The sequence below is a fragment of the Paenibacillus daejeonensis DSM 15491 genome (assembly GCF_000378385.1).
GTDB lineage: Bacteria > Bacillota > Bacilli > Paenibacillales > Paenibacillaceae > Paenibacillus_D > Paenibacillus_D daejeonensis.
In genome coordinates, this window is record NZ_KB899665.1 from 359,816 (window position 1) to 379,636 (window position 19,821).

Genomic DNA, 19,821 nt, shown 5'->3' on the forward strand with positions numbered 1-19,821 from the left:
TGAGCGGCATGGGAACGGGAGAATTTCCAATCAATATATTGCTGGTGGACGACAACCCTGACAATCTGTTGGCGCTGGAGGCTGTTCTGGGGAATCGAGAGTATAATCTGGTGAAGTGCCTATCGGGGGAAGAGGCGCTTCGCAGCTTGCTCAAAGATGACTATGCGGTGATCGTGATGGATGTCCAGATGCCTGGCATGGATGGCTTCGAGACGGCCCGTCTAATTAAATCTCGCGACAAGACGAAAGAGATCCCCATCATCTTCGTCTCTGCGACCAGCAAGGAGTCGGAGCATTTCTATACCGGGTACTCGGTAGGGGCAATTGATTATATGCTTAAGCCGTTTGTGCCTCAGATCTTGCGCACCAAGATTGAGAATTTTGTCCGGATGTTCATTAATAACAAGAAGCTGCAGCTGCAAACCGATCTGCTGCATCAGAAGACCGTGGAGCTGGAGCAGATGAACCGGGAGCTGATGCGGACGGCTTACATGCTGAGCAAGACGGAGGCTCAGGCTCGCGTGATTCGCGAAACCTCGATTGATACAATGATTACCTTCGATGAATCGGGTACCATTCTGGATGTCAATCCTGCTCTGGAGGGGATGTTTGGTTATCGGCAAGAAGAGGTCGTGGGCCAATCCATTGAATTACTCATTCCGGACTTCGCAGATGTTGATTATAACAATCATGCCAACAGTCCGCTGACTGGGGCAACACCGGGCAAGCTGATGGAGATCATGCCGCAGCGGAGCGACGGCTCGTTATTCCATGCCGAAATCCAGATCGGTATGGCGATGGTGGATGATGAGCAGATCTACGCTTGTACGGTGGCTGACATTACTCAGCGCAAGCAGTTTGAGAGCGAGCTCATGGAAGCCAAGGAGCGGGCAGAGATCGCCGCACGGGCCAAGACGGAATTCCTCGCGATGGTCAGCCACGAGATCCGCACCCCGATGAATGGTGTGCTGGGCATGACCTCTCTGCTCATGGACACGGAGCTTAGCGAAGAGCAGAAGGATTATGCCGATATCATCCATAAGAGCGGTGATGCGCTGCTGCTGGTCATTAATGATATTCTCGATTATTCCAAGATTGAGTCCGGCAAAATGGAGCTGGAGGAAGTTCCGTTTCATCTAGCTTCCTGCATTGGCGAGACCTTCGATTTGTTTACTGTCAAATCCAAATCGCATAATCTGCAACTGACCTGGGGCGTCGATCAGCACATTCCTGCTCAACTGATGGGGGATGTCACCAAGCTTCGCCAAGTCCTCATTAATCTAGTCGGCAATGCGGTTAAGTTTACGGAGACGGGCAGTGTTAATGTCCATGCTTCCTTGATTGGGGAACAGGAGGAATTCGTAAACATTGCGATTGCCGTGCAGGATACAGGGGTCGGTATTCCGGCAGATAAGCTCCCGTTGCTATTCCAGCCGTTCTCTCAGCTCGACTCCTCCATGTCTCGCAAATATGGGGGTACGGGTCTGGGGCTCGCCATCTGTAAAAATCTCATTGAGTTGATGGGCGGGGAGATCTCGGTGCAATCGTGCCACGGTGCCGACGGGGAGAGCGGGACGACCTTTTTGATTGAGCTTCCGCTGCGCAAAGGGAGAACCATGCCTTGCACCGAGCCGGAAGACGAAGAGTTTACGCCTACGTCCTTCTCCTTTGCGGCATTGCTGGAGGAGGATGAGCGGGAAGAAGCTGTCGCTTACCAGGACGTATGTCAGGACGGACCCAAACTGGTCGAACCGACAAACCTGGCCGTTGCACGAGCCATTCCTGTGCATGCGCCACAAGATTACCGTATCCTCGTAGCGGACGACAATGAAGTGAACCAGAAGTTGTCGCTGCGTCTGCTTGAGAAGCTGGGGCTAAGTGCAGATGTGGTCAGCAACGGGCGGGAGGCTTGGGAGAAAGCAAGCTCGCAGCCGTATCATCTGATTCTTATGGATATTCAGATGCCGGTGATGGACGGTTTTCAGGCCACACGTGAGATCATCTCTAGCATCCCGGAGGAAGAGCGACCGGTTATTATTGCTATGACCGCCAATGTTCTGCGCGGCGAGCGTGAGAAGTGTATCGACTATGGCATGCATGATTTTATCAGCAAGCCGATCCGACTGCAGGCACTGCAAGAGATTGTCGAGCGGTACCGGTACAGTTATCCCTATGACCGTAACGCAACCGCCCCGCTATAAACGGGGGAGAGAGGAGCATGAAGACCGATGGGGATGAGGGAGGAACCGCCGCGCGATCCACAAGAGTGGACGTGGCACAGAATCGGCGAAGCCGCCTCGCCAGAAGCGGAAGCTCTCGCGGGCAGCAAGCCTGAACTCCAACGGTGGTACGGACGGCTGAATGGCCGGATATCCAACCATACCGGTGTACGCACGCACGCAGGTGAACAGGATGCCTTGTATGGCACCATTGTGACGAGCAGAGACGGGGAAACATTGCGGCAGCATACCATGATTCACTACTATGTCACCCGACATTATCTAGTAACGATTGGGCTGGACCTTGAGGAGTTATGCGGGCTAACGGAGCTGGAGCTGTCTGCGAAGATGAGCACCTGCGATTCATCCCTAGACGGTTTTTTTCTCTTAATTGGCGAGGCCTTGAACCGATATATGGCGGGGATGGATCACTTCGAGGAGCAATTGTTCCGGCTTGAAGCGGAGATGCGGGAGAACAACGGTATGCGGGTGCTCGATGAGATTATGGACTGTCGTTACGAGCTACTTCGCTGGTCAGCTCTGACACTGCCGATGCGCGAGGTCGTGGCGGCCGCCCGCGAGGTGTTCATGGACGAAGCGGAGGAAGCCGTAGAATACAAGCGGACGCGGTTGCGTGCGGAACGGATCGTCATGCTGGAGAAGCAATATGAGCAGGAAGTAGAGACGCTGCTCCGGATGGATGATAGTATCGGCAGTGTGCGAGGCAATGATATTATGAAAACGTTGACTGTCTTTACTGCGGTAGTCACACCGGTTATGGCCCTGGGCGCCCTCTGGGGCATGAACTTCAAAGAAATGCCTGAGCTCGAATGGCCTTGGGGCTATGCTGCCGCGCTCGGTCTCATCGTTGCAGGCACGTTTGCCGTCTACTGGTTCCTGTATTCCAAAGGCTGGACAGGAGACATCCTGAAGCGGAATCGTCAGAAATCCAAGCATTAACCCGTTTGAGCTCCGGGCGAGACGTTTAATGTATCATACAGCATACCTCATGATGGGATGCTGCTGATTATTAAACAGGAGAAAGCGGTGAATGATGATGGCAACAGACATACGTATTCCTTGTTTTGACAGTGAGATTATTGTGAAGCGTAGCGCGGAACAGGAAGGATCGTTCGCAGTCAGCATTCAGGGTACCGCCAATCCGCTGGCATTTGGCAATGAACTGGCCACGTTTCCATCAGAAGAACAGGCTGCAGATGAGGCCCGGCATTTTTGCACATTCTACGCCAAGGCTCGCGAGCGGGGATACTATCTGAAGGATCATGCATTCGTCAAGCCGGATTTTGAAGATATTGATGTCGCTGTTGTATTCCAACCAGATCTTACCGAAGAACAGAAAGTAGCGCTGCTCCGGGAGTAACCGCTACCGGGCAGTCCCTTTATCTTAAGAAGAGATGCTTGCAGGCCTTGAGTCTGCAGGGCATCTCTTTTTTGGTCTGGGAAATAAGGGTCTTGGGACCCCAACTTGACGAGAGTGGGAGGCTGGCGCTATAATCCGGCATAGACTGTGCGGACAGCGCACAAGCAGGCAGGAAAGGGTGGAGCATATGAACACGCAGGAGGCATTAATTCCGGTACACTTGGTCTCGGGGTTTCTTGGCAGCGGCAAGACTACACTGTTGCAGCGTCTGCTGCAGCATGCTCAGGAGTCAGGCAAGCGTGCGGCAGTAGTAATGAACGAAATCGGAGAGGTGAATCTGGACGGCCAGCTGGTAGACGAAGGCATTCCAATGAGCGAGATGCTAAGCGGCTGCATCTGTTGTACGATCCGTAGCGACCTGAGTCTGGAGATTAAGGCGCTCGTGGAGGATCACAAGCCGGAGCTGATCTTCATTGAAGCGACCGGAGCAGCCAATCCGCTGGAGATCGTCGATGGGGTCACCGAGGCCTCGATGTTCGCGCCCATCGAGCTGCGCACCTTGATTACAGTTGTGGATGGACCGGAAGTGCTGAAGCGAAGCAGACAAGGCGGTCGTACGCTCAAGCTGATGCGGGAGCAGGTTCGTTGTGCGAGCCAGCTGTTGCTGAACAAGATCGATCTGCTGGAGCCACAAGACATTGTGGAGGTGGAGCAGCTGATTCGCGAGTGGAATGCGGTGGCGCCGCTCACAGCTACACGGAGCTGTATTATCGATCCTGATCGGCTGTTGGGGAGCAGTGATGAGCCGCTTCTGCGTCCGGCATTGACTCCTGAGCTAGAGGGTGCACAGGGGACAAGCTCGCCCGATTCCGGACATGCAGATCACGTCCATCATTATCCGGGAGACACCCCACATGCCCATGAGTCACATGCGCACGTGATGGTGCTGACCCATTACTTCCGCGGACCAGTAGACAGCGAAGCCTTTGAAGCGCTGCTGGGACGTTTGCCAGAGAATGTGTATCGTGCTAAGGGAATCGTCACCTTCCGGGACACCAAGAGCCGGTATATGTTTCAGTTTGCTTTTCGCGAGAGTGATTTTGTGCCGATCCGCCCGCAAGGCGAGGTGCACGACGTTGCTGTGTTCATCGGCGAGCATTTTGCCAAGGACCGGCTGAAGGAACAATTGGAAGCACTGGAGTCTGGGGCACATCAAGAAAATAATGGTTAGAGCTACATGTTTAAAGACCTAGCCCATCCGGGTAAAAAGAATCATCAACAGATTAGTTTCCATTACCCGATGAGGAGAGGATTATGATGAGTAATTCTAATGGATTAGGCGATAAAATTAAAGGTAAAGTGAATCAGGTCAAGGGCGAAGCCAAAGATCAAATCGGTAACGCAACCGACAATAAAAAGCTGCAGGCGGAGGGCAAGATCGACAAAGCCAAAGGCAATATTCAAGAGAAGGTTGGCGAAGTCAAAGACCGCCGCTAAATGGATGAAGAGAAGGACCCTTGCGAGCATGAGCTTGCGAGGGTCCTTCTGTCGTTGCTGTTGCATTGAATTCATGGCTAAGGCTGATTATACTGGAATACAAGATCAGGACCTGTCACCTGAACAGAGAGAGGAAAGTGCAGACGTATGTCCATACTCAAATCCAATGAAGCACTGGCCATCATGCGGGAAGCGGGGCGGATTGTCGCCGAATGCCACGCCCTGCTCCAGGATGCTATCAAGCCTGGCGTGACCACCAATCACCTGGATCGGCTGGTCGAAGCACATATCCGCAGCCGGGGCGCTGTGCCCAGCTTCAAGGGTCACCATGATTTTCCCGCCTCCATCTGTGTGGCCAAAAATGAAGTCATCTGTCATGGCTTCCCCGATGATCGACCGCTCCTGGAGGGTGAGGTTGTCACCATCGACACCGGCGCCCTCTATCAGGGGTATCATGGCGATTCAGCCTGGACGTACGCGGTGGGCTCCGTTTCGGATGAGATCGCCAAGCTGATGCTGGATTGCGAGCAGAGCCTGCAGCTTGGTATTGACCAAGCTCGGGCTGGGCGCCATATCGGAGATATCGGACATGCGATTCAGTCCTTTGCCGAACCCCTGGGCTATGGTGTCGTTCGTCAGTTCACGGGTCACGGGATCGGTCAGGCTCTGTGGGAGGAGCCGGCTGTTCCCCATTATGGAAGTGCTGGCACGGGCAAGCCGATTGTTGAGGGAATGGTGCTGGCCATAGAGCCGATGCTGACCTTGGGCGGTTGGCAGGCAGTTGTCGAAGCGGACGGCTGGACAGCCCGCACGAGGGATCGCTCGATCTGTGCGCAGTATGAGCACACGGTGGCCGTTACCGAGCAAGGACCGGTCATTCTCACGGTGCTGTAGTCGCCACCGATTAAGAAATAGCCTGTTGATTCCGTACCTCTCCGGCTTTTTTCAGCAGACTGAATTTGGTCAATTGGCTTGTGTCAGTCGTCCAAGCTCCTGAAGTCTTGTCCTCATATACTGCAGTATGCTTTATATGAGAGGAGCAAAAAGCTATGAAAAAACAAGTAAGCATCTCCCAAACGTACCCTCGTCTGAGAGTTTTCGACGAGGAGAACTTCCGCGGTCGCAGACGTACATTGCGTGGCAACCTGGGGATTCGGGACCTCGACAACATCCTCGATGGCATCGAGAGCCTGAGTTTCTTCTCCACCAACCCCAATGCAACGCTTGTCCTGTTCACAAGAACCCGCTTCCGGGGCAACTTCCGTATTCTGCGCGGCAACCGCAGTATTCGTGATCTGGATGATCTGATTGGCGGCAATGACGTGGAGTCCTTGATCTCCACCAACCAGCGCCTCACCATCGCTCAGGTTCGTGAGATCCGTCGTACTGGACGGCTGCCCCAAGGCTACCGTTTAATCTAATCCAACCACAACCTTTGATATAGCTGTAAGCGGCACAGGATCTGATCCTGTGCCGCTTGTTTGCATGTTACACAGCCTTGCGGCTGAAGTAAGTCCAACCGACCAGGAAGAATGCAGCGAAGCTGACGCCGATAACTGCCAGCAAAGTGCCGGATGTAATTCCAAAGGCGCCAAAGGCCATGTGTTCGCGGGGAATCATGGCCAGCATCGGCTGCACCCAGGGATAGTAGGGACCATATTGGGCCGAGTTGGCAATCAGCATGTTCGGCATCGTGAAGACGACGCCTGCCGCCACTGGTGCAGCGAAGCTCTGGAATAACGTCGAGGCGAACAGCTGGAGGGCGGCAAGCGGGAGACAGGCGATCCAGCCGCCAAGCACGGAGCTGAGCAAGGCGCCCCATGGAATGGGTGGAGCAAACCCTCCCAGTATACCTACCATCAGCAGCGCCAGCAGGAATAATAGTTGAACGAGCGCCAGCAGCAACAGAATAACGGCTAGCTTGGCCGCGTAGACAGATGTCCGCGAGACCGGCAGAGCGAGCAGTTGCTTCCAGCCTCCGTTCAGATGCTCATAGCGGCAGACCATTGCGGCGAACACACAGGTCAGGAGGGGCAAGAAGAGCATGGCATGCAGCACGGCTAGCAGGGCCAGTGCCTCCTGCCAAGGTGCGCCGTCTGTTGCCGAAGTGCCAAGCAAACCTGCCGGCAGCGCCAGCAGCGGGCTGATCGGGACAAGCAGCCACACGATAGAACGGCGGATTTTCATCCATTCGGAGCGCATCATTGCCAGCATGTTATCTCACATCCTTTCGATTGAATACGAGCATGCCGATCAACAGAATGACAGCTCCTGTGCCGACTCCCGCGAGCACGGAGTATAGCGGTTCGCCGTAGCTGTTCTCCAGGTATGGCCAGATCCACGGCATCCAATCGGGAAGCCATAAGGCAAACATCGAGATAACAGTGCCTAGAATTCCTACCGTGAGCGGCACAGCTTGATTGTGAATCAGGACAGACAGATTGGTCTGCAGCGCAACAAAGGGCATGATGGCCAAGTAGGGATAATACGACGCCTGCAGGAGCTGTACCACCGGCGGATTCATTTCTAATCCGAGCAGCCAGCCAAGCATCAGTGTGAATGCAATTATCAGGGTGCTGGAGACGAGCAGCAGCAGCGAAGTTATGAAGAATTTGGCCAAAAACACGTCTCTTCGCTTAACAGGCAGAGCCAGTGTCTGCTTCCATGCATTCATCTGATGCTCAATACCTGCGTTCATTGAGGCCAGAATGGCCAGCCCGATGAACATGGAAGGCAGCATCAGCATCGTTACATTGGTAATCAGCCGCCCCCACGGATCGTCTGCATAGAGCGGCATCAAGTAATCATAGCGAATCGCATAATTGAGACCTTGAAGGCCAACTGCCCCCAGTGGACCTAGCATGACGAGAAACCAGATGCCCTTGCGGCGGATCTTCAACCACTCGGCCGACAGTACGCGTAGCATCACAGACTTCCCTCCGTCCCCGTCATATCCAGGAAGATCCGCTCCAGCGAAGCGGCAGATTCCTCGATGCGGTAAATCAGATGTCCATGCTCCGAGAGTCGGGCCACCATGGCGCCTATCTGCGCATCGGGCAGATCGTCGAATGCCAGCAGCTCCGATTCCACCGCAGCCTGGAAGCCGTGGCCGTGCAGCAGACGCATGGCTTGCTCGGGCTCGCTGACGCGCATGCGGATCCCGCTCTTGGCCTGCTTGCGCAGACGGGCAATGCTGTCCTGGAAGATCATCCGTCCGCTTGAGATAATGCCCACGCGCGTGGCCATCTGATCGACTTCGGACAGCAGATGGCTGGAGATCAGGATCGTCACCCCCTGCGAGCGGGGCAGACTCTTGATCAGTTCCCGGATCTCCAGTATGCCGGCAGGGTCCAGGCCATTGGTAGGCTCGTCGAGGATCAGCAGCTCAGGTGAGCCCAGCAAGGCGGTGGCGATGCCAAGCCGTTGCTTCATGCCAAGCGAGTAGCCCTTGACCGGCCGCTTGGCATCCTTGGTCAACCGCACAATGGCGAGCACTTCATCGATCCGGCTCTTCGGTATATCGAGCAGACGACGTACCGCCTCCAGATTTTCATAGCCACTCAGATGTCCATAGTAGGAAGGGTACTCGACCAGCGAGCCTACCTTGCGGAGAATATCCAAACGCTCCCGGCGGATATCCTTGCCCAGCAGACGGATGTGTCCGCTGCTTGGACGAGCCAAGCCGAGCAGCATGCGGATCGTCGTCGTTTTCCCTGCCCCGTTGGGCCCCAGGAAGCCGTAGATTTCTCCTTTCTGAATGAGCATATCGACACGGTCGACCACGGGTTTGCCGCCGAGCATCTTGGTTAACTGTTTGGTTTCTATCATCCACGGACTGTTCATTATTATTCACCTCAAGAATGACTGTACCAGATGCAGGTTAAATCCACAGACCGTGAAGTTTAAGAGGAGTTTAAAAAAATAAAGAAGCGGCCCCAGCGGGCCGCTTTGCTCTAATCCGGTTGAATACGAATCGTCGTGCCGTCCTCGGTGCTGTCGATCTGCCAGCGGAGCTGCATCTCCTGGAGCATGAGCGACACAATCGACAAGCCCAATCCGGTGCCTTTGTCAGGCGAATCGCCCTGCATTCCCGGGCCACGGTCGCGAATCAGGATGGCGCCGCCTCCTTCTCGGGTATCTGTTGCTTGATCAGGCAGCTCCACACGGATCTCAATGTATCGGCCGGATCTCGCATGGCGCAACACATTTTGAAACAAATTGTCCAATACCCGCTCCAGCCATCTCGGATCAAGCTCCCAGTACATCCCGCTCTCAGGCAGGTCAAGCTCGATGACGAAGCTGGCTTCCTCGAATGCCGGATACCAGTGCGCTGCCTGAGCTCTCACTAACCGGACAATGTCGGTGCGTTCCGGGTGGCGCGGATATTTCCCTGCATAGAGCAGGGAATAAGAAAGCAGGTTGTCGATGAGCTCGCTGAGGTAGCCGATCTTGCTGTCGACCAGTTCCAATGAGGATTGTCCTTCCGGCGAGGACACCTCCTCACGCAAGCTATAGATATGCCCACGGATGGCTGTCAACGGGGTGCGCAGGTCATGCGACAGATTGGCAATCAGCTGTCTTCGCAGCTGCTCCTCCTCCTCCTCGCGCTGACGGCTCTGCCGCAGCTGCTCAACCATGGTGTTGAAGGAGCTCTCCAGGCGGCCGATTTCATCGAGATTAAGCACGGTAACCGGCTCCGGCGTTGTTCGCTCATCATCAATAGCCATCGCCCGCTGCAGGCCGAGCAGCCGCGTACGGATGCGATAGAAGAACAGCCAGGAGAGAAGCAGGAACAACACCAAGATAATGAACATCGTCACGAAGATAAAAGTCGTTTCATGAATCCAGAGTCGTTGGTAAGGCGGTTCCATATGCTCACGCGGCACTTGCATCACCATAAACCCGGCCCCGTCATGTTCTCCGAGAAAGGCTACAATTGTAAACGGATCTGCATTATAGTGCTGCTTCATAAAAGAGACCGTATACGACGGTGTCCAGCGATCCGGCAGCTCGGGCTGCTCGGGCAAGGCGAGCATGGTCTGGCCGAGATCGTCTACCCAGAACATATCTGCTTCGGGATACGCGCCTTTCAGTTCCCTCAGCTTGGCGTCAATGTCAACGGCTCCGGCGCCTGCCAGACCGCGGGCTTCCTTGTGCCACATCGATTCCAGCGCAGCCCCGCTCTGATAAGGGTTAGGAGCCGCTTGGCCGGCATTGCCAATATTGAAGAGCAGGACGCTGACAACAGGCAGGGCAATGGGCAGAAACAGGACGGCGGCGATAATCAGCAACAGGTACTGTGAGCTTAACGAATGCTTGAGTCGAAGCGGGCGCAGCCATTTCATGATAGCCTCACCCGAAATCCGATGCCCCGTACCGTCTGAATGATCGTGGGCTGCGAGGGATCTGCTTCAATTTTCTCGCGCAGGTACCGGATATGCACATTAAGCGTCTTGTCGCCGTCCAGGTAAGGCTCTCCCCACACGGATTCATAGATTTGTTCCTTGGTCAGCACCTGGCCTGGATGCTTCAGGAGATACATGAAAATATGAAATTGCTTGCCGGTGAGCAGCACTTCCTCGTTCGTACGGGTATCGATGATCTGGCAGCCTGGCAGCTTAATGCTCAGATGCTCCAAGGCAAGCTGACGGGTCTCCGCAGGAGTGCCTCGTCGCAGCAGTACCTGGATTCGAGCGGCCAGCTCGTCGGGATGGAATGGCTTGGTCAGGTAATCGTCTGCAAACTGCAGCCCCAGCAGCTTATCATCCACTGCAGTTCGGGCCGACAGCATCAGGATCGGCAGGTCGGGCCATTGCTTTTTCAGGCGCTGGCCGATCGTAAAGCCGTCCAGCCCGGGCAGCATAATGTCCAGGATGACGAGGTCCGCGTCTCCGGCATGAGTGTCCGCTTCCTCGCCGGTCTTCAGCCAGGTCACCTGGTACCCGCGCTTCTGCAGGTCAGTTACCGTCCAGCTGCCGATATCATGGTCGTCTTCGATATATAAGATGCGTGTCACACATTATCACCTCAGCTTGAAGAAAATCTTCTAGTAGCTCTACTATAACACCTGTCCAGTTCTTGTCCAGAACTGGGTGGTATGCTGAAGATATAAACAGGAGGCGGGGAATATGGCAGCCATCATGATTGTAGACGATACGGCATTTATGCGGGGGATGCTTCGGGACATTCTGGAGCGCGGCGGTCACCAGGTCGTTTGCGAGGCAACTAACGGGGAAGAGGCGGTTCGCAGCTTCATTACCTATAAGCCTGACCTGGTAACGATGGATATTACGATGCCATACATGGATGGCGTGGACGCGCTCAAGGAGATCGTCGTGCGCCACCCTTCCGCGAAGGTTGTCATGTGCTCGGCAGTAGGACATCAGCCGATTATTATTGAGGCGGTGCAGGCGGGGGCCAAGGATTTCATCTTGAAGCCGTTTCGACCGGAACGGGTACTCGCGGCAATTGACAAGGTTATGTGCTCCTAGACGACATATAGAAAAAGACTGCACATAATACATACGCATGTGCAGTCTTTCATGAATCTCTACAGTTACATAAATCCGCCATCGGCGGCAGTAGCGCACCTTTCTTCCTCTATTCGCACGTATCCCCGCCCCGCGTTGTCTGTAGCGCACCTTTCTTCCTCTATTTGCACGCATCCCCGCCTCGCGCCGTCTGTAGCGCACCTTTCTTCCTTTATTTGCACGCATCCCCGCCCCGCATTGTCTGTAGCGCACCTTTCTTCCTCTATTTGCACGCATCCCCGGCTCGCGCCGCTGTAAGGCACCTTTGTTCCTCTATTTGACCAACACATCGCTGGTCGTCGGCTTTATCGCTGGTGAATCTACAGCTTCAATTGTTCGGCTTGCTGCTCGAAGCGTTCGATGATGCCTGTGATGACCTGTACTGCTTGCAGCATGACATCGACGGAGACGTATTCGTAGCGTCCATGATAGTTCTCGCCGCCAGTGAAAATATTGGGCGTTGGCAATCCTTTATAGGAGAGCTGTGAGCCATCCGTGCCGCCGCGGATCGGTTTGATTACAGGCTCAATTCCGAGGGAGACCATTGTCTCCCGGGCAATCTCGACGATCTCTTGGACCGGCTCTATTTTGTCCCGCATGTTGTAGTACTGATCCCGGATGTCGAGAGTGACCCGCTCCTCACCATGGGTCTGCTGCAGCTCCTGCACCACGTTCTGCAGGAACGCCTTGCGGGCTTCGAAGCTGGACTTGTCGAAGTCGCGAATCAGGTAGCGGGCCTGGGCCTGCTCCACCGTAGCTTCGAGTGAGACCAGGTGATAGAACCCCTCATACCCCTCAGTATGCTCCGGGGCTTCCCCGACCGGAAGCCTGTTGTGCAGGGCCATAGCGATTTTCCCCGCATGAATCATTTTATCCTTGGCCGTGCCGGGATGGACATTCTTGCCACGAACGGTAACAGTCGCCACCGCCGCGTTGAAGCTCTCATACTCCAATTCACCGAGCGGGCCGCCATCGACTGTATAAGCACAGACCGCGCCAAAGGCCGCAACATCAAAAAGGTGTGGCCCACGCCCGATTTCCTCGTCCGGTGTAAAGGCAACACGAACCTTGCCGTGCTTGATCTCTGGATGCTGGATCAGGTAAGCCATTGCCGTCATAATCTCGGCGATGCCTGCCTTGTTGTCTGCACCCAGCAGCGTCGTGCCATCGGTTGTAATGAGCGTATGGCCCTTGTATCCGGTCAACTCGGGAAAATCTGCAGGTGAGAGGACGATACCGTTTGTTTTGTCTAATGGGATATCTGTGCCGTCGTAAGCTTCGACAACCTGCGGGTTAACGCCAGCCCCGGTCATCTCGGTGGCCGTATCCAGATGAGCGAGGAAACCGATAACCGGTACGGGCCGATCGCTATTGGCTGGCAGGGTAGCCATCACGTAGCCGTTATCGTCCATCGTTACCTCCGCCATGCCGATCGCCTTCAACTCTTGCACAAGCATCCGACCCAGCTCCAACTGTCCCGGCGTAGTGGGGCATGTCTCGCTGCTTTCGGTAGATTGGGTATCGACTTGGGCATAACGGATAAACCGTTCGATCATCTCTTGTTTCATCTATGATTCATCTCCTTTAGACTAGTTTAGGGTTCCAGTTGCTCTTGTGCTTCATTCGCGCAAGACCGTCAGAACTCCTTTTTTTGTTTTTTTTCATGATGGAGCAAACTTTTCGCCAACTCAGCAGGTAATACTTTATAGAAAGGCAAGAGAGAGGAGTGAACGGATTGGAGCAAGCCTGGATGCAGCGCATTGTTCAGGGAGACCGGGATGCGTTCCGTCAGTTGTATGACGCGTACTTTGATTATGCGATGCGGACGGCCAGATTGGTCATCAAACATCATGAATGGGCAAAGGATGCGGTGCAGGAGACTTTTCTCAGAGTGTACCGCAATAGCTGGCAATATGATTCGAAGAAACCGTTTAAGCCATGGTTCTATTGTATCCTGCTAAGAGAATGTTACCGTGTCATGGAGCGTGAGAAAAAGGTGGTGCCGCTGGGCGAGCAACTGGAGCGGATCCCTGTGGATCCCAAGCTTCCCGATGAGCAAGTGGATATCTATGAAGCGCTCCAGGGGCTGGAGGATCTGTATCGGATTCCACTGATTCTCAAGTACCTGCACGACTATAGCGAGAAGGAAATTGCCGAGGTGCTGGATGTGAACCAGAATACCTTGAAATCCCGGCTGTTCAAGGGCCGCGAGAAAATGAGACAACGACTGGGAGGGGAGCAATATGGAACGCAAGCTTAAGGAGCGTCTACTGGAGGAGAGCAAGTACGATCCTGGCGACAAGGACGAAATCTGGGCCAAGCTGGACGCGCATCTGGATCATGAGCCCCAGCCTGCACCCCCGTCTCAACAAGAGGATCAACCAACCCTACAAAAAAGGAGAGCTAAACTAATGAAGAAAATTAAAATTACAACCGGGGTCGCTGCAGCTGCCATCGCTGTCGGCGTGTTCTTTTCCTTACCTGCGGGCACGGCCTTCATGAATGAAATTCAGGGCTGGTTTGCCCCAGAAAAACAAGTTCAAGTGGAGGTGGAAGGGCAAAAAGAAGAGACGCAGCAGGAGCTGCATCAGGACGAGGAAAGCCGCTATGTCATCTACTACGATGTGGACCGCTACAAACTGATCGAAGGTGAGCATCAAGACATGATTACGACGAAGGAGCCGCTGCCTGATATGTATCCGGAGGTATCGCTGACGATTGATCAAGCGCTGGACGTATCGCCGGCACAAGTGGCCGCGCAAGTAGCAGAGCAACTGCAAAGCGAGTTTGCTGAAGTGAGCGCACCGGAGCAAATCCAGGAGCCCGTCGAAGGCTATGTCGTTCATGCAATCGACGGCAACGAGTGGGACAGTCCGGTCACACGAGTCTATCTTGTCGATAACGGCAAATCCGGCACCTTCGTTCTGCAAGCCAAGTATTTCCTCGAAGCCGCCGAAGGTCACGGCGCCCGCTTCGAGCAGATGCTCGGAGAATTCCAGGTCCTGCCGGAGTAGTCTCTGCACATCACGCTGTCTAGTACATCACGCAGTCCCCTAAATCATACCCTGCTGGTGACCCCAGCCCCGTCCCCCTCCCCAGGGGGCGGGGCTCTTGGCGTGTGCTGAAAACCAATTTAAAGAGGGGAAACAGTCCTATTTTGCTTATTTTTCCCTCAATCCGGGTAATACTAACTATCACTGAACATATACATATTACAACCTAAGGAGTGATAACGATGGTGAGACATTGGACTAGCAAGCTCGGACGGGGAGTCATGGCGCTGCTGTTAACTGCAGGGCTCTTCATCGGAACATTACCAGGATCAGGACATTCAGCTTCGGCGTTGACATGGCATTCATTTGGTTTGACAGGATATCAGGGCGTGTGGCATGCACTGGCGCAGGACGGGCTACTGGATGAGGATATTTTGGAAGCTACCGGCATCTATGTTGGCATGGCTGACCCACATACAATAGAGGTGGTTGTCGATGGCGAAGCGCAGGCATTTCAGCTTGGCGCAGAGCTAAGAGAGACCGTGGAGCTTCTGGAAGAAGACGACATTGTCGAATTCGAGTATACCGAGGAACCACTGGATGACATTGCGATTTTGCGTACTTTGTTGTCGATTGAAGTGGTGGAGTCGCAATAAGCACAGCATTTGGAAATGCTAGAGAGATGACCAAAAGCCGCAGGCGGATTCACGCGCTGCGGTTTTTTGCGGCTCTGATTGACCAGTACCAGTAAGTTAGAAAAAAGCCGTACAGCGGACAGCTTCCGCGTACGGCTCTTGCTCGTATAGTAGCTTACTATGCCACTGCATAGGGTTACTACGTGCTATAGTTACGTCATCGTATCACGTCGTGCTCTTCAAGAAGTCCAGCAGCGCAGCATCGAATTTCTCCGGTTCGTCGAACAACATTCCATGGCCGCTATGCTCAAAGGTGACCAGCGAGGCGCCGGGAATGCCCTCAAGCTGAAGCTCGGCGAACTCCGGTGGACAGATCTTGTCCAGTTTGCCATGGAACAGGGTCGTTGGCACCGTGATGGCCGACAAATCGTTGAACAGCTCCTCATCCCGCAGCGACTCGCCGACGCCGATGGTTCCCCATGGCGTTGCCGCCAGGCCAAGCTGGTGGAGCCAGTTCTGGAATGCCTTGCTCACCTTGCGAGAGCCAGAGCCCTGGGATAAGAAGATGTCGCCAAACTCTTCGAGCATTTTCGGTCGGTCCTTTTGCACCGCTGCGATCTGTTCGTTCATCTCCTCCTGCGTCATCCCCAACTGATACCCTTCGCGCTGGGTGAAGCAAGGAACGGCGGCACCCAGAAGGGCCAGCTTGGCCACGCCATGTTGACCATGGCGAGCCATGTAGCGGGTTGCAATCGCGCCGCCAACCGAGAAGCCAACGAGTGTCACGTGCTCCAATTGCAGATGGTCGATAACGGCGCGCACATCATCGGCGAGCCGATCATAGGAATAGCCAGTTGCAGGCGCGTCCGAACAGCCGAATCCGCGGAGATCGAGACCGAGGACACGGTAGCCTTGCCGAGACAGCGAGGTGAGCTGGTACTCGAACATCTTGTGGTTGAGCGGCCAGCCATGAATGAACAGCACGGCAGGTCCTGATCCAATATCTTCAACATAGAGCTTCACATGAGGCTCCACTTCAATATAGTGTCCCATTATCATCCATCTCCTTTTTAATTGGAATAGCTATTCTTACCCTAATTGAAGAAGGACTAACAGGCAGCGAACGGTCGGTCTCTGGAATTGCGCGTTACGGGTTGGATGGAGACGATTCGAAAAAGTCGATGTCGGGTAGGCGAAAAGAAAGCAGCCTGACGCGTTTTCGCGTCAGGCTGTCTCAGGCCGCTTAAGCGGCTTCTTCTTGCTCTTCAGCTTCAACTCCAGCTGCTTCCATCAACTCAGCTACGATGTGATCTGTTGGCTGGGTGAAGATACTGTACAGCAGTGCGGCTTCCTGTTCGCGGTTCAAGGTCTCGCGGGAGAGGAAGTCGGTGGAGCCGTCCTCAGCCGTCTCCACTTCCGGACCGTGCAGTCCAAGTGCAACCATCATTTGTACGGCTTGAACGGCCCAGGCATCTGTTGTGCCCGAGAGCGCGACATCATCGAACAGCTCGGCAGGGTATTGCATGGCCAGCAGCCGCCAGAGCATGACAGCTGCTTCCTGGCGCGTAATCGTCCGGTCCGGAGCGAAGCTGCCCTTGCCGTCTCCGGCCACCATTCCGAGCTCATATGCACGTTGGATGAATGAAGCGGCAGGATGACCTGAAATGTCTGTGAAGGCATAGTCTGTCGACTCGCTGCCCTCCAGACTGCTGACTTCGAGCATACGCTGAATGTATTCCGCCCGTGTCACCGCCTGCTTCGGCTCGAAGCGGCCTTCGCCATCATTCGGATAGTAGCCGAGCGATTGCAGCGCCATCACAGCATAAGCATACGGATGATCCGCGTTTAGATCAACGAAGCCGGCGGCTTTGTCGCCTCTTTTGGCGTAGCCCATTGGATTAATGAGCGGCTCCTTCATATAAGCGGCCTCACCTTGCTCATCCAATTGGAAGGCGGTGAACAAGCCGGTTGTCTCATCAAGGAACAAGGTGTCGTCAACTTGACGCAGTGCGCCTTGACCAAGCAAAGCACTATTCACCTGCAAACCGCCAGTCGATTCGCCGGATTGCAGTTTGGTGACAAACGAGCGAATACGCAAATCTGCATAGTATCCATCGAATTTGGTTAGCTCTTCAGCAGATTCAGGCTCGAACTCAGCCAGCTCTACAGGAGCCGCGTACTGCGGGAAGAAGGTATGAATGAATTCCGGATAAAACAGGTTGCGCAGAATACCCATATGGTTGTAAGTGATGAAGACGCCGGTCTCCTGCTCAGGAATCATAAACAGATACGAGCTGAAGCCATTCAGGTCGCCGCCTTTGGTGATGATAGACGGGTTGCTGCCAGCGCCGGGCAATTGAATGGGTGCTTCGAATCCATACGTGGTGTCAGGGAGCAGCGGATGAATCTCGGAGCGGTATGGCTCCATGAGAGCGACAGATTCCTCGGAGAGGATGCGTCCATTCTCCGCCTCGCCTTCATTTAAGAAAGCAATCATGAACTTGCCGATATCCTCGGCTGTCGATAGCATGCCGCCATGTGGCATCACTGTCGGGGAGAGGGTGTAAAGCGGCAGCTCATCACCTGTGGGCAGGTAGCCGGAAGCCAGATTATCCTTCAAATCACCTTCGAGCAGATAGCCGCTGTTCTCCATACCCAGTGGTTCGAAGACATGTGCGTCCATGTAATCCTCAAAGCGCTCACCACTAACATTTTGAACAATCAGACCCAGCAGCAGGGAAGCGAAATTATCGTACATGTAGGAGCTGCCTGGCTCGCGGACGACCGGCGGCAGGTGTCCTTTGACATAATCATCAATCTCTACGACCTTGTCGAAATCGTCATGAATATCCTCAGGTTTGGGGTCGCGAATCTCAAAGCCGCTCGTGTGGAGGAGCAGTTGTTCTACCGTAACCGGAGTATCAAATGGATTGTCCAGCGTCAGGCCCGGCGTATATGTCAAGAAGTCAGCCTGCAGATCCAGCTGGCCTTCTTCAGCCAATTGCATAATAGCGACCGCTGTAAACGATTTGGAGACCGAGGCGACGCGGAATACGGTTTGGGTAGGATCAACGGCTTCGTTTTGTTTGACATCCGACAAGCCGTATCCTTCCAGTGCGACGACTTCGCCGTCTTTGACGATGACGACAGAAGCTCCGGTAAAATGAGGTTGCGTGTAGTCTGCAGCAAAAAATTCATCCAGAAACGCCTTGGCATTTTCAGGTGTCAGTGCCTTCGCTTCAGACGGGACACTAGGTGCAGGTGCAGCCTGCACAGAAGTGGCAACCAAGCTGAGGGACAGCAAGACGGCGGCAGCGGTCTTGGTCCACAAGCCGCGCGGCTTGAATACATGAGTCAAAGTAAATTCCTCCATTATCAGCGTATTTTATGTGTGGCCGCCTGGACTCTGGGGCCGGGCGGGGTGGAGCTACTTGTTGCGATAGACTTTGGAAGCTTCGTAGTAATAGGAAGCCTGCTGGATCATCCAGATGATACCGAGTACGACAATCGGCAGCGGGCTGAAGGTGAAGAATACGGAATACAGAACGAAAACAATCATGCCACTCACCAGCGCGATGTTCACGGCTTTGTAAGCAGTGAAGGCCGAGCGGTAGACCGTAAATTTCTCTGCTTCGTCCAGTTTGTCAAAAAACTCCTTCTGGCCGTTCTTGCCGAAGTAATCCAGCGAACGCTCGGAGAAATGCTTGTTGTATAGCTGTACACTGCGAAACTGAAGAAAAGTGCTAACAAGGACGGCAGCGGTACCGGCGAAGATATTCACGAGTATGAAGGGCACCTCCGACGGAGCGGACACCGAGGAGGCCGAATACGCAATGGCCGTCAACATCCAGATCATCGCTACAATATGATTGAATGCGCTCACCATCAACAGCTTGCTTAGGGCATACTCTTCCTTATTACCCAATTCTTCCGCCCAATCATCAAGTGGAACGGGTACATTTTTCAAACGGTTGAGACCGAAGAGGGTCAGCCCGGACAAGACAATGATAATCAGGGCGGCCAGAGCAAATGGCAGGTCGTACTTATAGTAAATTGATGGGTCGAATCGTAGGCTCGATGAGGCATTCTGCCCCCAGTCGCTGGCGATCAGGAAACCAAATATGCCTCCCCCAAGCAAATAAGCAAGCATGTACAAGGTGTTCTTCATGGTTTTTGACATATTCTTAGCCATTGTCTGTTCCTCCCTTAAGAGCAAATATTTCTTCTACACTCACCTCAAATACGGCTGCGATCTTCAGCGCCAGCACGATTGAAGGCGAGTAGTCGCCGCGTTCAATTAAGGCGATCGTCTGGCGGGATGCGCCGATCTGTGCGGCCAGATCGCCCTGCGAGAGGCGATCGCGGGCTCTCAATTCGCGTACCCGATTGGTAAGTTCACTCACCTTCTCACCTCCTGTTACACCATATTGTATATGATCATATACAAAAAGTAAAGGATCATAATCAAAATAAATAAGATCATTTACAAATAGCGAACGAAAAAAGCCATGTGCGATGGATCGCACATGGCTTGGTAAAATGCTTATGATCCCCTTGAGTTCAGGG

The 19,821-nt window shown here is 54.0% G+C and carries 21 protein-coding genes; 11 read left to right on the forward strand and 10 right to left on the reverse strand.

What is annotated here, in order from left to right; all coding sequences use genetic code 11:
- Positions 1 to 8 precede the first annotated feature (8 nt).
- The 7 genes from F556_RS34660 (at position 9) to F556_RS0120300 (ending at position 6,518) form a co-directional block, all read left to right on the forward strand.
- Positions 9 to 2,201, forward strand: coding sequence for a response regulator (locus tag F556_RS34660; protein WP_020618829.1), 2,193 nt, complete (start codon positions 9 to 11; stop codon positions 2,199 to 2,201).
- Positions 2,202 to 2,228: 27 nt separating this feature from the next.
- Positions 2,229 to 3,179, forward strand: coding sequence for a magnesium transporter CorA family protein (locus F556_RS0120275; protein WP_020618830.1), 951 nt, complete (start codon positions 2,229 to 2,231; stop codon positions 3,177 to 3,179).
- 91 nt (positions 3,180 to 3,270) lie between these two features.
- Complete coding sequence (locus tag F556_RS34665) at positions 3,271 to 3,600, forward strand: hypothetical protein (RefSeq protein WP_020618831.1); 330 nt, start codon at positions 3,271 to 3,273, stop codon at positions 3,598 to 3,600.
- A 187-nt stretch (positions 3,601 to 3,787) separates the two neighbouring features.
- On the forward strand, positions 3,788 to 4,831 hold the full coding sequence (locus F556_RS0120285; RefSeq protein WP_020618832.1) for a CobW family GTP-binding protein: 1,044 nt from the start codon (positions 3,788 to 3,790) through the stop codon (positions 4,829 to 4,831).
- Between the two features lie 86 nt (positions 4,832 to 4,917).
- A complete protein-coding gene (locus F556_RS0120290) occupies positions 4,918 to 5,097 on the forward strand; it encodes a CsbD family protein (RefSeq protein WP_020618833.1) in 180 nt (59 codons plus the stop codon).
- Between the two features lie 147 nt (positions 5,098 to 5,244).
- The gene (gene map, locus F556_RS0120295; protein WP_020618834.1) at positions 5,245 to 5,991 is read left to right on the forward strand and encodes a type I methionyl aminopeptidase; all 747 of its coding nucleotides are present in this window, start codon (positions 5,245 to 5,247) and stop codon (positions 5,989 to 5,991) included.
- Positions 5,992 to 6,146: 155 nt separating this feature from the next.
- On the forward strand, positions 6,147 to 6,518 hold the full coding sequence (locus F556_RS0120300) for a hypothetical protein (RefSeq protein WP_020618835.1): 372 nt from the start codon (positions 6,147 to 6,149) through the stop codon (positions 6,516 to 6,518).
- A gap of 67 nt (positions 6,519 to 6,585) precedes the next feature.
- Here the strand turns inward: F556_RS0120300 and F556_RS0120305 are convergent, their stop codons facing one another.
- From F556_RS0120305 to F556_RS0120325, 5 genes are all read right to left on the reverse strand, one after another.
- Entirely contained in the window at positions 6,586 to 7,311 is a 726-nt protein-coding gene (locus F556_RS0120305; RefSeq protein ID WP_020618836.1) for an ABC transporter permease, read from the reverse strand.
- A gap of 1 nt (position 7,312) precedes the next feature.
- Positions 7,313 to 8,023: an ABC transporter permease gene (locus F556_RS0120310; RefSeq protein WP_020618837.1), complete on the reverse strand. Its 711-nt coding sequence runs from the start codon at positions 8,021 to 8,023 to the stop codon at positions 7,313 to 7,315.
- Positions 8,023 to 8,925 (reverse strand): ABC transporter ATP-binding protein, encoded by a 903-nt coding sequence (locus F556_RS0120315; protein ID WP_245583100.1) that lies wholly within the window; start codon positions 8,923 to 8,925, stop codon positions 8,023 to 8,025. Before F556_RS0120315 ends, F556_RS0120310 begins: the two co-directional genes overlap by 1 nt.
- 125 nt (positions 8,926 to 9,050) lie before the next feature.
- The gene (locus F556_RS0120320; protein WP_020618839.1) at positions 9,051 to 10,442 is read right to left on the reverse strand and encodes a HAMP domain-containing sensor histidine kinase; all 1,392 of its coding nucleotides are present in this window, start codon (positions 10,440 to 10,442) and stop codon (positions 9,051 to 9,053) included.
- Positions 10,439 to 11,113, reverse strand: coding sequence for a response regulator transcription factor (locus F556_RS0120325; protein ID WP_020618840.1), 675 nt, complete (start codon positions 11,111 to 11,113; stop codon positions 10,439 to 10,441). Before F556_RS0120325 ends, F556_RS0120320 begins: the two co-directional genes overlap by 4 nt.
- Before the next feature lie 112 nt (positions 11,114 to 11,225).
- Here F556_RS0120325 and F556_RS0120330 point away from each other — a divergent pair, with 112 nt between their 5' ends.
- Positions 11,226 to 11,588, forward strand: coding sequence for a response regulator (locus F556_RS0120330; protein WP_020618841.1), 363 nt, complete (start codon positions 11,226 to 11,228; stop codon positions 11,586 to 11,588).
- 359 nt (positions 11,589 to 11,947) lie between these two features.
- Here the strand turns inward: F556_RS0120330 and pepT are convergent, their stop codons facing one another.
- Positions 11,948 to 13,195, reverse strand: a complete 1,248-nt coding sequence (gene pepT, locus F556_RS0120340; RefSeq protein ID WP_020618842.1) for a peptidase T — start codon at positions 13,193 to 13,195, stop codon at positions 11,948 to 11,950.
- A gap of 167 nt (positions 13,196 to 13,362) precedes the next feature.
- On the opposite strand from pepT, the gene F556_RS0120345 reads away from it, so the two are divergent.
- From F556_RS0120345 to F556_RS0120355, 3 genes are all read left to right on the forward strand, one after another.
- The gene (locus F556_RS0120345) at positions 13,363 to 13,887 is read left to right on the forward strand and encodes an RNA polymerase sigma factor (RefSeq protein ID WP_020618843.1); all 525 of its coding nucleotides are present in this window, start codon (positions 13,363 to 13,365) and stop codon (positions 13,885 to 13,887) included.
- A complete protein-coding gene (locus F556_RS0120350) occupies positions 13,871 to 14,641 on the forward strand; it encodes a hypothetical protein (RefSeq protein ID WP_020618844.1) in 771 nt (256 codons plus the stop codon). The genes F556_RS0120345 and F556_RS0120350 overlap by 17 nt, the downstream gene beginning before the upstream one ends.
- 221 nt (positions 14,642 to 14,862) lie before the next feature.
- The gene (locus tag F556_RS0120355; protein WP_020618845.1) at positions 14,863 to 15,276 is read left to right on the forward strand and encodes a hypothetical protein; all 414 of its coding nucleotides are present in this window, start codon (positions 14,863 to 14,865) and stop codon (positions 15,274 to 15,276) included.
- Positions 15,277 to 15,480: 204 nt separating this feature from the next.
- Here the strand turns inward: F556_RS0120355 and F556_RS0120360 are convergent, their stop codons facing one another.
- The 4 genes from F556_RS0120360 to F556_RS0120375 form a co-directional block, all read right to left on the reverse strand.
- Positions 15,481 to 16,308: an alpha/beta fold hydrolase gene (locus F556_RS0120360; RefSeq protein ID WP_020618846.1), complete on the reverse strand. Its 828-nt coding sequence runs from the start codon at positions 16,306 to 16,308 to the stop codon at positions 15,481 to 15,483.
- 190 nt (positions 16,309 to 16,498) lie between these two features.
- A complete protein-coding gene (locus F556_RS0120365; RefSeq protein WP_020618847.1) occupies positions 16,499 to 18,613 on the reverse strand; it encodes a serine hydrolase domain-containing protein in 2,115 nt (704 codons plus the stop codon).
- Between the two features lie 69 nt (positions 18,614 to 18,682).
- Positions 18,683 to 19,447 (reverse strand): DUF3169 family protein, encoded by a 765-nt coding sequence (locus tag F556_RS0120370; RefSeq protein ID WP_020618848.1) that lies wholly within the window; start codon positions 19,445 to 19,447, stop codon positions 18,683 to 18,685.
- Positions 19,440 to 19,658, reverse strand: a complete 219-nt coding sequence (locus F556_RS0120375) for a helix-turn-helix transcriptional regulator (protein WP_020618849.1) — start codon at positions 19,656 to 19,658, stop codon at positions 19,440 to 19,442. The genes F556_RS0120370 and F556_RS0120375 overlap by 8 nt, the downstream gene beginning before the upstream one ends.
- Positions 19,659 to 19,821: the final 163 nt, after the last annotated feature.

What these genes read in the sequence shown, in the direction of transcription:
- F556_RS34660 (WP_020618829.1), top strand. Translation starts at nt 9, where the DNA reads ATGGGAACGGGAGAATTTCCAATCAATATATTGCTGGTGGACGACAAC.
- F556_RS0120275 (WP_020618830.1), top strand. Translation starts at nt 2,229, where the DNA reads ATGGGGATGAGGGAGGAACCGCCGCGCGATCCACAAGAGTGGACGTGG.
- F556_RS34665 (WP_020618831.1), top strand. Translation starts at nt 3,271, where the DNA reads ATGATGATGGCAACAGACATACGTATTCCTTGTTTTGACAGTGAGATT.
- F556_RS0120285 (WP_020618832.1), top strand. Translation starts at nt 3,788, where the DNA reads ATGAACACGCAGGAGGCATTAATTCCGGTACACTTGGTCTCGGGGTTT.
- F556_RS0120290 (WP_020618833.1), top strand. Translation starts at nt 4,918, where the DNA reads ATGAGTAATTCTAATGGATTAGGCGATAAAATTAAAGGTAAAGTGAAT.
- map (WP_020618834.1), top strand. Translation starts at nt 5,245, where the DNA reads ATGTCCATACTCAAATCCAATGAAGCACTGGCCATCATGCGGGAAGCG.
- F556_RS0120300 (WP_020618835.1), top strand. Translation starts at nt 6,147, where the DNA reads ATGAAAAAACAAGTAAGCATCTCCCAAACGTACCCTCGTCTGAGAGTT.
- F556_RS0120305 (WP_020618836.1), bottom strand. Translation starts at nt 7,311, where the DNA reads ATGCTGGCAATGATGCGCTCCGAATGGATGAAAATCCGCCGTTCTATC.
- F556_RS0120310 (WP_020618837.1), bottom strand. Translation starts at nt 8,023, where the DNA reads ATGCTACGCGTACTGTCGGCCGAGTGGTTGAAGATCCGCCGCAAGGGC.
- F556_RS0120315 (WP_245583100.1), bottom strand. Translation starts at nt 8,925, where the DNA reads ATGATAGAAACCAAACAGTTAACCAAGATGCTCGGCGGCAAACCCGTG.
- F556_RS0120320 (WP_020618839.1), bottom strand. Translation starts at nt 10,442, where the DNA reads ATGAAATGGCTGCGCCCGCTTCGACTCAAGCATTCGTTAAGCTCACAG.
- F556_RS0120330 (WP_020618841.1), top strand. Translation starts at nt 11,226, where the DNA reads ATGGCAGCCATCATGATTGTAGACGATACGGCATTTATGCGGGGGATG.
- pepT (WP_020618842.1), bottom strand. Translation starts at nt 13,195, where the DNA reads ATGAAACAAGAGATGATCGAACGGTTTATCCGTTATGCCCAAGTCGAT.
- F556_RS0120350 (WP_020618844.1), top strand. Translation starts at nt 13,871, where the DNA reads ATGGAACGCAAGCTTAAGGAGCGTCTACTGGAGGAGAGCAAGTACGAT.
- F556_RS0120355 (WP_020618845.1), top strand. Translation starts at nt 14,863, where the DNA reads ATGGTGAGACATTGGACTAGCAAGCTCGGACGGGGAGTCATGGCGCTG.
- F556_RS0120360 (WP_020618846.1), bottom strand. Translation starts at nt 16,308, where the DNA reads ATGGGACACTATATTGAAGTGGAGCCTCATGTGAAGCTCTATGTTGAA.
- F556_RS0120370 (WP_020618848.1), bottom strand. Translation starts at nt 19,447, where the DNA reads ATGGCTAAGAATATGTCAAAAACCATGAAGAACACCTTGTACATGCTT.